Here is a 14,966-nt window from a genome sequence, read left to right as displayed (position 1 = left end):
CGGCGATAAATTTCACTTTTTCATCCATCGGTTTCACCTCATTCCACGGCATAACGTGCTCCAGTTGTGCGTATCACAAACCAGAGAAGTGTTACCTATGTCCTTGGACGAATGTGTTACCTATGAGTGTGAACCTTACCCACCCTGCATACCAACATCGGGTACTTGTAGGAAGGGCAAAACATTTTGTCTTGCCCACGCGTGCATGCCACAGACCCGTGCTTAGAAAAACCCCAAGGCATCTGGGCTATAGCTCACCAGCAAATTCTTGGTTTGCTGGTAATGATCGAGCATCATTTTGTGGTTCTCACGCCCGATACCTGATTGCTTATAGCCGCCGAATGCTGCATGGGCTGGGTAGGCGTGGTAGCAGTTGGTCCAAACGCGGCCCGCCTGAATTTCGCGGCCCATGCGGTAAGCGGCGTGGCTGTCGCGCGTCCACAGACCAGCGCCTAGGCCGTATAGCGTGTCGTTGGCGATTGCTAAGGCTTCATTTTCATCCTTAAAAGTGGTGACTGAAACCACCGGCCCAAAGATCTCTTCTTGGAAAATTCGCATCTTATTGTGGCCTTGGAATACGGTAGGCTGAATGTAATAGCCACCCGCCAGCTCCCCAGTCATTTGGGCGCGCGCGCCACCCGCCAATACTTTTGCGCCTTCTTGCTTGCCGATATCCAGATAAGCCGTGATTTTTTCCATCTGCTCCATCGAGGCCTGCGCGCCCAGCATGGTGGAGGCATCCAGCGGATTACCTTGCTTAATCGCGGCAACACGGCTGAGTGCGCGGTCCATAAAGGCATCATAAATCGACTCATGAATCAAGGCGCGGCTTGGGCAGGTGCAGACTTCACCTTGGTTCAGGGCAAACATCACAAAGCCTTCGATGGCTTTATTAAAGAAGGCATCGTCGTACTTCATCACATCGGGCATAAAGATATTGGGCGATTTTCCACCTAGCTCCAGCGTCACCGGAATCAGATTTTGTGAGGCGTATTGCATAATCAGCCGGCCGGTGGTGGTTTCACCGGTAAAGGCAATTTTGGCGATGCGCTTATTCGATGCCAGCGGTTTACCGGCCTCTAAGCCAAAGCCGTTCACAATATTGAGCACGCCCTTAGGCAGTAAATCGCCAATGACTTCCATCAGCAGCAAAATGCTCAGCGGTGTTTGTTCGGCGGGCTTGAGCACCACGCAATTGCCTGCCGCCAGCGCAGGAGCCAGCTTCCAGGTGGCCATTAAAATCGGGAAGTTCCAAGGAATAATCTGCCCAACCACGCCTAACGGCTCATGAAAATGGTAAGCCACGGTATCGTTATCGATCTGAGCAATGCTGCCTTCTTGTGAGCGTATCGCCCCAGCAAAATAGCGAAAGTGATCAATCGCCAAAGGTAAATCTGCAGCGCGGGTTTCGCGGATGGGCTTACCGTTATCCCATGTTTCCACGGTGGCGAGCATTTCTAAGTTGGCTTCGATGCGGTCGGCAATTTTATTTAGGATATTAGCGCGTTCGGTGGTCGATGTTTTACCCCATGCTGTTTTGGCGGCGTGGGCAGCATCCAGCGCCATTTCGATATCACTGGCGTCTGAGCGGGGGATTTCGCAAATGACTTTACCAGTGATGGGGCTGACGTTTTCAAAATACTTCCCAGCCAGCGGTGCCTGCCATTCGCCATTGATATAGTTGGCGTAGCGCGCTTTTAATTGCAGAGGAAAACCATACTGACCTGGAATTAATGTGCTCATGCTGCTTCTCCGGTGGGTTTAGGGCTGCTGCCCTGTCCACTGCTATTTAGCAGAAAGCATGCCTGTGCATGGCTATATTGCACTGCAATGCAGGTGAAAACTTTGTGAAAGCTAGCGTTGGGCGTTTATATATTGCAATGCGGTATCTGCAAAGGCGTTAAACCTTCGTATTTACAAGGGTTTAACGTATATTGTGTTTCAGATAAACCTTGTAAGTGTTGCAATTTGCAACAGTGGTTTTGAGCCTGCAACAAGGAGATCATCCATGTCTACTTCTCTGCCCGTCCTAAGAACGCAAGCGCGTCGTCAGTTTTTTGAAGAAGGGGTTTGCCCATCCAGCCTGCCGCAGCAGATTGCCGAATCTTGGCTGCGCTGCCGTCAGCAGGGCATAGCGGATGATGGTTTTGATCCTCTCGTAAGCGCTGATTTACAGCAGGCCTTGCAGGCGAATGAGCATCTACTGCGTGTGGCACTGCCAGAGCTAGATGGCTTATACGAGCAGGTGCTTGGCACGCAGAGCGTGGTGCTGCTTACCGACGCCGCTGGCCTCATTTTAAATACCACCGGCAATCCACAGTTTATGAAAAAGGCCGAGCAAGTGGCGCTGCTGCCAGGAGTAAGCTGGGCCGAAGCCAGCAAGGGAACCAACGCAATTGGCACGGCGCTGGCGCTGGCTGATTCGGTGCAGGTGAGGGGAGGCGAGCACTTCTTGGCGCAAAATATCGGCATCTCTTGCTCGGCATCCCCTGTGTTTGCGCCCAATGGGCGGCTGGCTGGGGTACTGAATGTTTCGGGCGACGCTCGCTTGCATCATCTGCACGCTTTGGGCTTAGTGCGCCTTGCCGCTCAGCAGATCGAGCATCGCTGGCTGAGTATGGCTGGGGATGAGCATTGGCTGCTGCGGCTGCACCCGCGTAGTGAATTACTCGGCTCGCCAAGGGAGGGAGTGCTGAGCTTTATTGGGGAGACCCTGATTGCCGCCAACCGCGTGGCCCTGCACTGGCTGGGTTTAAGCTGGCAAGATTTAGGCCGCAGCCGTTTTGCTGATTTATTTGAGGCGGCTTTAAAACCCATAGTCGCTCCGCAGCAAATCTATACCCAGCGTGGCCAGCATTTTTACATCACCATCACCGCCCCTAAGGCCAAGCTCGCTACTCGCCCCTTGATCGAACCCGAGTTTAACGAGCGAAGCGTGGTGCAGCCTTTTCAAAAACAATTAGATAAAGCGGTCAGGGTGCTAAATGCGGGCGTGGCGGTATTGCTACAGGGCGAAACCGGCAGCGGCAAAGAGGTATTTGCTAGAGCGCTGCATCAAGCCAGCCAGCGCAGCAAAGGCCCGTTTGTGGCGATTAACTGCGCTGCCCTGCCAGAATCCTTAATCGAATCTGAATTATTTGGCTACGAAGAGGGTGCGTTTACGGGGGCCAAACGTAAAGGGTACCTGGGTAAATTGCGCGAAGCCCATGGCGGCGTGCTGCTGCTCGACGAGATCGGCGATATGCCGCTGGCGATGCAAGCGCGTTTGCTGCGGGTGCTGCAGGAGCGTGAAGTTACCCCGTTGGGTAGCAGCCAGTCTTACAAAGTTGATTTTGCTATTGTTTGCGCCAGCCACCGCGATCTACCCAAGCTGGTGGCGGAAGGGGGGTTTAGGGCCGATTTATTCTATCGCCTGCAAGACTTTACTGTCCGCCTGCCACCACTCTGCGAACACGCGAATTTGCCCGGTTTTATTACTGGACTTTGGCAAGAGCTGGGAGGAGTAAAACGGCAGATTCGGTTGGAAGACGAGCTATTGGGCGCATTAAACCGCTACCCTTGGCCTGGCAATGTAAGGCAGCTACTCAGCCTATTGAAAACCCTACTGGCCTTGGCGGACGACGGCGATAGCCTGGGTATCCGTGATTTGCCAGAAGCCTACCAAGTGCCGGTCAGCCAAGCCTCCTTAGCCAGCAACAGCCAAGGCCTGATCGAACAAACCATTGCCCAGTTTGAAGGCAATATCAGTAAAGCTGCAGCGGCGCTGGGCGTGGCGCGTAGCACGCTGTATCGGCGGCGGCGTAGCTTGGCTTGAAGTCTAAGCTACGGCACTCCCTTAATTTACAAAATTACTCCTGCTTTAATACTCGCACTTCCACTGCTTGTGGGGTAGGAGTGTTGATTATTGGGGGTGTGTTGGGTACTACCTCAGGCACCGCTGTAGGGGGGCTACTTAAGGCATCGGCAGCCGCGCCGCCTACGGCCACGACGCCTTTTACTCCTGCTTTGCCTACATCGTAAGCCACCCCAACGGCGGTAGTGGTGATGCTGACGGCGGCTGCGCCAACGGCCACCACGGCGCAGCCGCTTAGGTTAATGGCGAGCAGGCTTAGTAAGATGAAAGCTTTCATTTACCCATTCCTCCTACTTGTTGCGCTAGATAGGTGGCGTAGTTATCGGTCATGCCGCCGATAAAGTCGAGCACGCGGCTATAGCTCTCATACAGCGGCCATTCTTTTTTAGGGGCGTTGTATTCCATTAAATCGAGGATCCGTTTCATTCTAAAGCTCAGCTGTGGCGATACTTTTTGTTGGTAGGCGGCGTTGCAAAAGGCTCCCAGCAGAATATCTAAGCAGGTAAACGAGCCCACTTCGATTTCTATTTTGCGTCTTTCATTAAAGATGCGATCACGGGCGAGCTGCTTAGCGGCGTTGATGCCGTCTTTCATGCTGCTGGGGCAGGCGCTGAGTAAATCGCCCTTAAATTTACCTTCCATGATAAGGGTGTACTGCTGCATAAAGGTTTCAGTGGCGCTTAATACGCAGCGCTCGATGGCTTTGCCACGCAGCAGCGATATTTTGCGGCGATTGGATGGCGCGGCAGCGATTTCTAGCTCCAGCAAATCTTGCTGACCACCACAAATTTTAATCAAGAGCGGCTCAACTTGTTCATAAGCCAGCATGCCAATTTCTATGCCATCTTCTAAATCTAAAATGGCGTAGCAAATATCATCGGCGGCCTCCATTAGGTAGGAGAGCGGATGGCGTGCCCAGCTGTTTTTACCGACCTTAGGTAAGCCTAATTCGGTGGCTATTTCTTCTAAGATATTTTTTTCAGATTGATAGCAGCTAAATTTGCCGCTGGGCGTGGCTTCACTGGATGTCCACGGGTATTTTAGCGTAGTACCCAGCGTGGCATAAGTGAGGCGCATGCCGCCTTCAAAGCGGTGGTTCTCTAGCTGGGTAACAACTCTAAAACCCTGAGCATTGCCTTCAAAGGTCATTAAATCGAGGCGCTCATTGGCGCTTAGATTTTGCAGCAGATAGGCGTGTTGATCGCGGCAAAACCAATCGCGGATTGCGTATTCACCGGCGTGGCCAAATGGCGGGTTGCCAATATCATGGGCAAGGCAGGCGGCTTGCACAATCGCGCCGATATCATAAGCGGTAATGTGCGGTGGCAAGGCGTATTGCAGCCTCTGCCCCACTAAAATACCCAAGCTGCGCCCCACGCAGCTCACCTCAATGGAGTGGGTGAGGCGGGTATGTACATGATCGTTTTCAGTAAGCGGATGAACCTGAGTTTTGCGCCCCAAGCGGCGAAACGGTGAGGAGAAAACGATGCGGTCGTGGTCTTTATGAAAATCACTGCGCCCTGATTCGTGATCAAATAAATCATTACGTACAGCGCCAAGTCGCTCGGCGTTTAGGAGCTGTTGCCAGTTCATCATAAATGGGTCTCATTGGGCTATGTTCCGTCTACGGAAACATTTAACACGCGAAAATAATAATTTAAAGGGAGGCTGAAAAAAACATCACTCCCTATGGAAACGCTAATTTATTAACTGATGTTATGCACAACGCCTATTTGTTCACGAAAAACACTAAATGCACGAAAAAAACGGATTAAATAGGATAATCTCCCTCTGCTTTTTTGTATGATGCACAGAGGGTGTATTTTTAACTGTTTGATATTAAATATATTTATAAAAATAAATAAAAAAATAATGGCTCAGTGGCATTTGTTCATGCTGTTTGTGCTTTTAGTGGACTGTGTATTTTTTGATCTTGCTGCGTAACATCACTGATTAAGTTTCGTCACTCCCGCGCAAGGGGGAATCCAGAGTAAATACTGGAGAGTGACTTATGGCGTTAGGCAGAGCTTCCTTAGGTTTATTCGTAATTTAGGTGTTTTTCGTGGACTAGGTATTTTTGAGATTCACTGCTTTGGCTGCAAGTCTAGATAATATTGCAGTAAGTCATTTGGCGCGAGTGGGCAGCTAAAATAATAGCCTTGAATCAGATTGCAATCGTAGGAGATCATTTTTTCTAGCGTGGCTAGATCTTCTACCCCCTCGGCCACCACGCTTAAATTCAGTTTATGCGCTAGATTAATTACGCTTTCTACGATATGCGCGTCGGTGTCGGATTGGGTAATGGTGCGAATAAAGCTTTGGTCGATCTTTAGCTCATCAATTGGTAGGCGTTTTAAATAAGAAAGCGAGGCATAACCCGTGCCAAAGTCATCAAGGGCCAGCTTACAGCCTAGCTTTTTAAGCGCATACAAGCTGCTGATGGTGGCTTCTAAATCCTCAATCGCGGCGGATTCGGTAATCTCAAAAATAATACGGTTGCCAGGGATATTCCACAGGCTAAGTGCGTTTTCTACCTCTTGGGCTAAGCGCGAATCTAGTAGATTAGATGGGGTTAGATTAATACTTAAACTGCCTTTTAGACCCGCTTGGCTGAGTAGGGAGAACTCGCGCAAAGCCGCATGGATCACCCAGCGGGTGAGTTGTGGCATGAGCCCTAGTTGCTCGGCCACGAGTACCGCCTCATCGGGGCGCACATAGCCTAGTTTATCGTCTTGCCAGCGTAGTAGTGCTTCGGCCCCTTTGTACAACACACCGCTGCTAAGCGGCTGCACTTGCGGCTGAAAGACCAGATAAAAGCGATTACTTGCCAGTGCTTCACGCAGGGGTTTTTCTAGTTTTGCGAGTAGCAGGCCTTGGATATCACGCTCGGCTTGGTAAACCGCCGGTTCTTCATTGCTGCATTGCTTGGCTGCGGCTTTGGCGCAATGGATTAATTGTCTTAGGCTAGTGCCATGCAAAGGCCATAGAGCAATGCCGATTCGAGGGCTAACTGCGCTTTCTGTAAAGGCTTGGTTTAGCAAGGATTGCGCGCGATTGGCGGCTAAAAATGCGTGCCCTTCGCCTAACATATTGGGCAAAATCATTAACACACCACCCTCAATAGGATAGAGCTTATCTTGCGGGCGTAGCATTTCATTTTGTAGTTGTATAGCACTGATTCTTAGCGATTCATAATGGCCCGTTTCTATGAATAGTAGGCCAATATTTCGCTCTGCTTGGGTATGCAACTTGGCGTTTTCTAAGCCTTGCGCGGGGGAATCTGCCTGTAATGGTGTGCGTGTTTGTAGCTGCTGGTGAGCTTTTTTTAGCTCGGTAAGGCTTAGGCGATTAATAAGCGCTTCAGCCTCGGCAGGCAAATGGGGCAGTAATTGTTCTCGCCAGCTTAAGAGCATTAAAGTGGCTTGGCTAAGGCCGTGCGGGCTGAGTTGTGGCCAAATATCGATGGTTTCTCCCCTAGTTAGGGCCTGAAAGTAAGCATCGTATAGCGTGTCGTCTTGTGGTTTTTCTTGGCAATGTGTTTGGATGAGCCTACTTAGGGCTTGGCTTAAAGACGTTTGTGTATCTAGTTGATAGCTGGCGAGCAGGGCTAGATCGCTACTTGCGGCTAAGGGCGAGGTGTTCATCCTTGAAAATACTCTTGTGGATTAATATTAAAACTCCCCTGCGGCCATTCTTTACGAATGCTGATTTCTTGCCCGCTACTGCTGGCTGGATTCATCATTAAATCTAGCAGGCTAGGCCGAGCATGTGGGCGTTTATCTGGTCCTAAAATTAGTAATACCTTGGGCTTGAGTCGCCTGCTGCGATTTTGCCCTGCCACAATCCCAATATCACCACTACTCAGCTCAACCAGTGCACCCACCGGAAAAACACCAATGCATTGGGCAAATTGCTCTACCAAGGCGGGATGAAAGTATTTATCGCTCCATTTATAAAGCAATTGTAATGCTGCATGTGATGTTTTGGTTTCGGCATGGGCGCGATTGCTGGTCATGGCGGTAAAGCAATCCACAATGCCGGCCATGCTAGAAAATAGCCCGATTTCTTCGCCTTTTAAGCCGATAGGATAGCCACTGCCATCTAAGCGCTCATGATGGCGAGCCACCATATCGTAAACATCGAGTGGTACATCTTTAATCTGATTTAAAATATCTAAGCCATGCCAGACATGGGTTTTCATCATAGAAAACTCACCTGGTGAGTACGAGCCGTGGTGCTGTAATAGTGTTTTAGGCAATTTCATTTTGCCAATATCAAGCATAAATCCGGCAAAGCCCAAGGTGTGTAAATCTTCGCGGGGATAGCCTAAATGTCGGCCAAAAGCCAGCATATAGACCGCACTATCTAAAGCATGCTCATAGGTGTAGCTGTTGGCGTTTTTTAGCTGGGAAAGCCAAAGCAGTGCGCTGGGATTACGAATAATCGAATCCACCATTTCACTGACCACGGTGTTGATTGCCTCTGCACGTGGTTGTAAATCTCGGCTGATTTCGGCCATGGCGTTAGCAATAATGTCGCTGGCAGAGCGGTGGATGGTTTTAGCTTGCTGCAGCTCTTGTTTGATTGGCCGGCTATCCGCATAAATAATGATTTGCGGCTCAACATAGGGCGCATTTGCAGCAGCTGCTTTGTTTTGCGACCACTTGGCAAACAGTTGGCGTAATTCTTTGAGCAGCGTGATCTGCTCTTTGATTTCTACCGTTTGATATTGAATATGCGGCAAGAGGGGCAGGGCGCTAAATTTCTTTTCGGTCAAAAAGCCCCAGCGCGCTATTCCTCCCGTAGATCGCTCGATATCTACCGTCACGAACTGGCAGTATTCTTTGAGTTGCTCGAGCTGCTCAGCGCTTTCTAGCAAAAAACCTTCAATTAAAAAAGGCGTGTCAATCCAAGGGCGATCAAGCTCGCTAATAAATAAATCAGCTTGTAGCGCTGATACGGGTAGGCGTGTTTCCAATTGATAATGTCTTTTATTGCTAAGTCAGATGGCTAAGTGCGGATTTAATGTCGTTTTTTACAAAACTAATGACTGTTTTTTTATTGCTAGTGATTATATGCTTTGTAAGTAATAGATTTTTTCAAACGTAATTAAAGCACTATTGTAAGGTATTTACATTAGGTACGAACTATTTGATTCGTGTCATGCCTATTTTGTTGCCTCCCATGTCAATAGCATTATGGTGCGAGTCTTTGGGATCGCCAATGGCAAAATGTACTTAAAGTGAGTAGCTCAAAAATAGTATAAATCATGTTATCAATGGATTTGGAGGCGTTGATTTAGCTTTTTTATTATTTTGCTGATTTAACTGATGCTTACGAAGTACATAAAACTATCCGCTATGCACTACAGAGAACGCCTCCCAGGCTACTGCACACTGTTCCTGAGTAAAGTCTATAGATGTTTTTTATTGATTTTTGCGTTTTGAAGTGGGGTAAACGTTTACTTGCGTTGTTTTAGTCAAAAACAAGCTGCCGATTGCCCTAGGGCATCCTTTTAGGCATGGCTCATGCACTGATTTTAGCGGGCATGCTGAGCAGCACTAAAATAACAGACCCTAATATGCGCCGCCTTAACTGCTTTGGAAACAAGCAATTATTACCAAGGCGTATCCTTTGTAGCTAATCGTTTGCAGGCCTCGATATGTGCATTTGGCAATAGGCTATAAAACCAACACCACCGCGATGTTTTTGTTAAAATGGCGACCGTTTTTTTGTGAGAAGACTATGGCCCTGCTGGAGATCCGTGACGTCGTAAAAACATTCGGCGATTTCACTGCTGTTAATCATGTGAACTTGTCGGTGGAAGCCGGTGAATTCTTTACCCTGCTTGGTCCCTCGGGCTGTGGCAAAACCACTTTATTACGGATGCTGGCAGGTTTTGAGCAGCCAGATTCTGGTGCAATTTTGCTCGATGGCAAAGATATGTCGAATGTACCGCCAGAAAAACGCCCCGTGCACACGGTGTTTCAGAATTACGCGCTATTTCCGCATATGAGCGTGGGCGATAATATCGCTTTTCCGCTGAGAATGGCCAAAGTTTCGCCCGCAGAGATTAAATCCCGCGTGGCCGAAATCCTAGAAGACGTGCGTTTGCAAGAATTTGCCCACCGTTTTCCGCATGAATTATCGGGTGGTCAGCGCCAGCGCGTTGCTATTGCTCGATCGCTGGTGAACCGCCCACGTCTCTTGCTGCTGGATGAGCCGCTCTCTGCACTGGATGCCAAGCTGCGTGAACAAATGCAAATGGAATTGATTACGCTGCAAAAAGAAGTTGGCGTAACCTTTGTGTATGTCACCCACGATCAAGGCGAGGCTTTAGCTTTATCACACCGGATTGCAGTGATGAATAAGGGCCAAGTAGAGCAGCTGGATGCGCCTGAAACCATCTACAGCTATCCCAAAAGCCGCTTTGTGGCTGATTTTATTGGCCAATGTAATTTGCTGGATGCCACGATTAAATCGATTAGCCATGAGCGTATGCAAGTAGAAATTACTGGCGTGGGTATTGCTGAAACCTTGCCAGTGGCGGGGGCGGTGGTTGGGCAAACAGGTACGCTGAGCTTACGCCCAGAAAAAATCAAATTGGCGGCATCGCTTGATGTTGGGGATGCTGATGAGGTGCACTTCAAAGGCACGGTGCATAACTGCCTCTACTTGGGCGATGTGACCATTTATATCGTTAAGCTAGATAACGGCATGTTAGTAGAAGCCATGTTGCCAAATTCGGCCGCAGGGCGGGCTAAGTTTTTTGATGATAATGATGCGGTAGAGCTGGCTTGGCGTTATGACGCTGGCCACTTCTTGCTGGCTTAGGGGGCGATATGTCGAAAGTAAAATCGCCTGGCTTGGCGAAATGGCTGATTTCTGGCCCACCACTTTTATATCTGGTGATCTTTTTTGCCGTGCCAACGCTGATCATGATTTTTTCAGCGTTTCGTTTCCCTGGCGAATATGGCGGCCTAATGCCGCTGGTAGATATCAACCCAGATACGGGCGCGCGTGAGCTACTGATTAATTGGCAAAATTGGCGTGAGTTTCTGACCTTAGAAAACTTCTCACGTTTTTTTGAAGACGGCGTTTATGTTGAGCTATTTATTAAGTCGTTTTGGTATGCTGGCTTAACCACTCTGTTTTGTATTATTTTGGCCTATCCATTGGCGTGGCTGATTGCCCGTAGCCCAAAGAAATACCGTGATTTATTAGTGCTATTAGTGATTTTGCCGTTTTGGAGTAATTTTTTGATCCGCGTGTATGCGTGGATGATTATTCTAGGGCCGCAGGGTTATTTTGCTATGACGGTCAATAGCGTATTAGCGTGGTTTGGTATTGGCCCTCAGCAGTTTCTATTTACTCATTTTGCGGTGATTGTGGTGCTGGTCTATGTGCATTTGCCATTTATGGTATTACCGCTGTATGCCAATTTAGAAAAGCACGATATGGCGCTATTAGATGCGGCTCAAGATTTGGGCGCATCGGCTTGGCAACGCTTCTGGCGCATTACTTGGCCATTGTCCTTGCCGGGTGTTTGGGCAGGGGCCGCTTTGGTGTTTATCCCCGCATTAGGAATGTTTGCCGTACCTGATTTAGTGGGGGGCACTGATGGCATTATGGTGGGTAATTTAATTAAGCAGCAGTTCTTAGATAGCCGTGATTGGCCATTTGGCTCCACCTTATCGATTATGCTCACTGCCAGCGTATTGCTATTGGCAGCTTTAGCGACCTTGATTAGTCGTGGGAGAAAAAAATCATGACTAAGCAAAATAAATGGTTATGGCTTGCGGCGCTGTTTACCTACGCCTTTTTATATTTGCCGCTGATTATTGTGGTGATGTATTCGTTTAATGATTCGCGGCTTAATGCCGAATGGGTAGGTTTTACCTTTAAGTGGTATCGCATTTTGTTTAATGATGAGCAAATGCTGGTGGCCGCCCGCAATTCATTATTAATTGGCGTGATTACTAGTTTTTTTTCTACCATATTTGGTACCTTGGCAGGCGTAGCCATGTACAAATATAAGCTGCGCTTATTACCTGTTTTGGTACTCACCCCGATCGCTATCCCTGAGATATTAATGGGCGTATCGCTGCTGATGTTTTTTGTTATGCTTAATATGACCTTGGGATTGTTTTCCGTTACCTTGGCGCATATTGCTTTTTGTATTGGTTTTGTGGCGATTGTAGTGCGCTCCCGTTTGCAAGGCATGGATGAATCCTTGATAGAAGCGGCGCGTGATTTAGGCGCTACGCCGATACAGGCATTTAAGCTGATTACAATGCCTTTGATTATGCCTGGCATTATTGCGGGTGCATTGATGGCGTTTACATTATCTATTGATGATTTTGTGATTACCTTCTTTACGGCAGGTGCGGGCGCATCTACCTTGCCATTGCAAATTTATTCAATGATTAGAATTGCGGTAACACCAGAGGTGAATGCTATTTCAACCTTATTAATGCTGTTAACCCTTGCCCTGATTTTGCTTGCCAGCAAAGTAGCCCCAAGCGCTTTACGCGCTAAATAGTCAGTAAGCGCTTGGTATTGTGGGCAATACCAAGCGCAGCATTATTTTGTATCTAAAAACATAGATATCAAGCACAAGGGTTTCTTTGTTTTTAGAGTGCCTTAAAATTTAGGGCATAATCGCACTGTCTTTTTATTCAACCGTTTTGGAGTGTTTGAGACATGAAGAAATTATTATTCACGCTGCTACTGGCTGCCAATATGGCACAGGCTGAAGAAGTGCTCCACGTTTACAACTGGAACAACTATATTGCGCCAGAAACGGTAAAACGCTTCGAAGCAGACTGTAAATGCCGTGTGGTGCAAGATTATTACGGTGCAATGGAAGAAATGCTGGCTAAGCTGTCTGCCGGTGCTAAGGGTTACGATGTGGTTGTGCCCACTGGCTTTGCAATGCCGCCTTTGATTAAACAAGGCATGGTGCAACCGCTAGATAAAAGTAAACTTGCTAATATTAAAAATGTGAATCCAGCTTTTTTAAATAGCCAGTTTGATCCGGGTAATAAGTTTTCCCTGCCGTATTCGTTTACTACTACCTTGCTAGGGTTTAATCAGACCAAGCTAAAAGAGCTAGGTATTGAGCCTAATTCTTGGGCTGTACTTTTTGATACGGCTATTTTGGCAAAAATTAAAGGCAAAGTAACCGTGTTGGATGATGCGAATGAGCTATTTGCCGCATCCTTAATGTATAACGGTTTTTCTCCTAATTCGACTAACCCCGCCGAATGGAAAAAAGCCCAAGAAACCATTATTAAAGCCAAGCCATTTTGGGCTGCGTTTAATTCGCAAAGTTATATTAAAGAATTAACGCTGGGCAATATTTGGGTAGCGCACGGCTATTCTAGCGATATGTTCCAAGCGGCTGCAGACGCTAAAACAGTGAAACGTGCCTTTACCGTGAGCTATGGTTTGCAAAAAGAAGGGAACACCCTGTCGGTGGATAATATGATGATGCTTAAATCAGCGCCTCGCCCTGATTTAGCGCTGAAATTTATCAACTTTATGATGGAAGGGAAAAACTCGAGCGAGCTGACCAATATGGTAGGCACGGGTAATCCTAATTCGGCTGCAGCACCGTTTGTACACGCTGAAATCAAAAAGAATACTGCGGTATTTCCTGATGAAGCCGCTTTAAAGAAACTGCAGCAGCTCAAGCCATTGGATGCTAAACAGCGCCGTGATTTAAGCCGTTTGTGGACGCAAGTTAAAACCTCTAAATAAAGAAGACGATAGGGGGGCTTGGGCCCTCCTTACTCAATGCGAAATACATCCTTCAATATCAGCTACTTGGCCCGTCGCATTACCCCAACGCGGGTGCCACGCTACGTGTTTTTTTGCAGCGTACTGGTGATTTTGGTGGTGAGCCTGTATCCCTTTACTGGCTGGCGTTTTACTGGGGAGCCAATCTGGGCTTTCTATACCTATCCTCTACCTTACTATTTTACTTTTTTTGATAACAGCATCAATGTGCTGGCCTATATGCCGCTGGGCTTTAGTTTGGCCATTTCATTAAAGAATAATCGTCTAGGGCCGTTGCTGGCGGTGCTTTCTGGGATGTTTTTATCTTGTACTGTGGAATTCACCCAGCAGTTTTTGCCTGGCCGAGTGGCCTCAAATTTAGATATTTTAAGTAATAGCTTTGGCGCTTTTTTAGGCGTGCTGTTAGCGATGATTTTAGGTAATCGTTATTGGCAAACACGCTGCTTGGCGGCTCGGCATGCTTGGTTTGCCCCTGGGCCTGCGGTGGAATGGGGTGTTACTTGGCTGGTGCTGTGGTTTATCACCCAGATGGATCCATCCCAACCTTTTTTAGGGGTGGTGGTTGAGTCCCCAGGCTTGCCGCAGCCTTTTGAATCGCCAATGGAAAACGCTAAGCTATTTTTGCGCCTCTTAGAAGGGGGCGGCATGATGCTGCACTTTCTAGGCGTCGCTCTATTTGTTTCGGTGCTGATGCGGCACACACGGCAAAGCCCCGCCGCGATTCGCTTTACCTTGCTGGCGGCTTTATTGCTTAAGCTTGGGTTTGCAGGGATCTTACTTAAGCCCGCGCAGTTTTTTGCTTGGCTTAATTTAAATATCTTTGTCGGCGGCTTATTAGGCACGCTGGCTTTGTTGTTGCTATGGCGTTTAAATCGTAGCCTAAGGGCCTTGTTAGGCGCCCTTGCCTTGGCGGCCACCTTGGTGATCGGCTGGTTTTGGCCCCTCGTGCCACAGCTCGCTGCCACTTTGCCACTGTTTCGCTGGCATTACGGCCATCTCTTACACTTTAATGGCCTATCTGCGGTGATTAGTGATCTATGGCCTTATGGCGCAATTGCCTTGCTGCTATGGCTAGCCGCCCGCCCTCCACGCGAAGAGTCTTGGTAGTGGTTTGAGCTCTACTTAAGCCTCAGAGGGTAGATTCTGATCATCCCTGTGCATTTTTATTATATTTTCCTGATTATGTCTCTTGCTCAGTTAATCTCCCACGCGGGCAAGGCTTAGCTATGAGTAATGCATGTAGCATTCGTGGAATTAGGGCGCACAAATCAAAACGCCGATTAAATCGGTACTGCATTTCTGCCAAATAGCG

Annotated in this window: 11 protein-coding genes and 1 pseudogene; 6 read left to right on the top strand and 6 right to left on the bottom strand. The window is 48.2% G+C overall.

What is annotated here, in order from left to right; genetic code table 11:
• Nucleotides 1–222: 222 nt before the first annotated feature.
• A complete protein-coding gene (gene adh, locus Q0R17_RS10340) occupies nt 223–1,743 on the bottom strand; it encodes an aldehyde dehydrogenase (RefSeq protein WP_293934785.1) in 1,521 nt (506 codons plus the stop codon).
• A gap of 265 nt (nt 1,744–2,008) precedes the next feature.
• Between adh and Q0R17_RS10335 the strand changes: the two genes are divergently transcribed.
• The gene (locus tag Q0R17_RS10335; protein ID WP_293934782.1) at nt 2,009–3,814 is read left to right on the top strand and encodes a sigma-54-dependent Fis family transcriptional regulator; all 1,806 of its coding nucleotides are present in this window, start codon (nt 2,009–2,011) and stop codon (nt 3,812–3,814) included.
• A gap of 34 nt (nt 3,815–3,848) precedes the next feature.
• Here Q0R17_RS10335 and Q0R17_RS10330 read toward each other — a convergent pair whose 3' ends face one another.
• The 4 genes from Q0R17_RS10330 to Q0R17_RS10315 all read right to left on the bottom strand — a co-directional run bounded on the left by Q0R17_RS10330 (nt 3,849) and on the right by Q0R17_RS10315 (nt 8,831).
• The gene (locus Q0R17_RS10330; RefSeq protein ID WP_293934781.1) at nt 3,849–4,130 is read right to left on the bottom strand and encodes a hypothetical protein; all 282 of its coding nucleotides are present in this window, start codon (nt 4,128–4,130) and stop codon (nt 3,849–3,851) included.
• Nucleotides 4,127–5,449, bottom strand: a complete 1,323-nt coding sequence (locus Q0R17_RS10325) for a deoxyguanosinetriphosphate triphosphohydrolase (RefSeq protein ID WP_293934780.1) — start codon at nt 5,447–5,449, stop codon at nt 4,127–4,129. The genes Q0R17_RS10330 and Q0R17_RS10325 overlap by 4 nt, the downstream gene beginning before the upstream one ends.
• A gap of 488 nt (nt 5,450–5,937) precedes the next feature.
• Nucleotides 5,938–7,497 (bottom strand): bifunctional diguanylate cyclase/phosphodiesterase, encoded by a 1,560-nt coding sequence (locus tag Q0R17_RS10320; protein ID WP_293934778.1) that lies wholly within the window; start codon nt 7,495–7,497, stop codon nt 5,938–5,940.
• Entirely contained in the window at nt 7,494–8,831 is a 1,338-nt protein-coding gene (locus Q0R17_RS10315; RefSeq protein ID WP_293934776.1) for an HD-GYP domain-containing protein, read from the bottom strand. Before Q0R17_RS10315 ends, Q0R17_RS10320 begins: the two co-directional genes overlap by 4 nt.
• A 767-nt stretch (nt 8,832–9,598) precedes the next feature.
• On the opposite strand from Q0R17_RS10315, the gene Q0R17_RS10310 reads away from it, so the two are divergent.
• The 5 genes from Q0R17_RS10310 (at nt 9,599) to Q0R17_RS10290 (ending at nt 14,761) form a co-directional block, all read left to right on the top strand.
• On the top strand, nt 9,599–10,687 hold the full coding sequence (locus tag Q0R17_RS10310; RefSeq protein ID WP_293934773.1) for an ABC transporter ATP-binding protein: 1,089 nt from the start codon (nt 9,599–9,601) through the stop codon (nt 10,685–10,687).
• An 8-nt stretch (nt 10,688–10,695) separates the two neighbouring features.
• A complete protein-coding gene (locus Q0R17_RS10305; protein ID WP_293934770.1) occupies nt 10,696–11,625 on the top strand; it encodes an ABC transporter permease in 930 nt (309 codons plus the stop codon).
• Entirely contained in the window at nt 11,622–12,395 is a 774-nt protein-coding gene (locus Q0R17_RS10300) for an ABC transporter permease (protein ID WP_293934767.1), read from the top strand. Before Q0R17_RS10305 ends, Q0R17_RS10300 begins: the two co-directional genes overlap by 4 nt.
• A 161-nt stretch (nt 12,396–12,556) precedes the next feature.
• Nucleotides 12,557–13,615 (top strand): PotD/PotF family extracellular solute-binding protein, encoded by a 1,059-nt coding sequence (locus Q0R17_RS10295; RefSeq protein WP_293934764.1) that lies wholly within the window; start codon nt 12,557–12,559, stop codon nt 13,613–13,615.
• 36 nt (nt 13,616–13,651) lie between these two features.
• A complete protein-coding gene (locus tag Q0R17_RS10290) occupies nt 13,652–14,761 on the top strand; it encodes a VanZ family protein (RefSeq protein WP_293934761.1) in 1,110 nt (369 codons plus the stop codon).
• 73 nt (nt 14,762–14,834) lie between these two features.
• On the opposite strand, the pseudogene Q0R17_RS10285 reads toward Q0R17_RS10290, so the two are convergent.
• Nucleotides 14,835–14,966 (bottom strand): annotated as a pseudogene (locus Q0R17_RS10285) (IS1595 family transposase); the annotation flags it as partial.

Origin of the sequence: Iodobacter sp., assembly GCF_025352645.1 — a bacterium.
Lineage (GTDB): Bacteria > Pseudomonadota > Gammaproteobacteria > Burkholderiales > Chitinibacteraceae > Iodobacter.
Note: the sequence above shows the minus strand (reverse complement) of the source record. Positions and strands in the feature narration are given on the sequence as shown.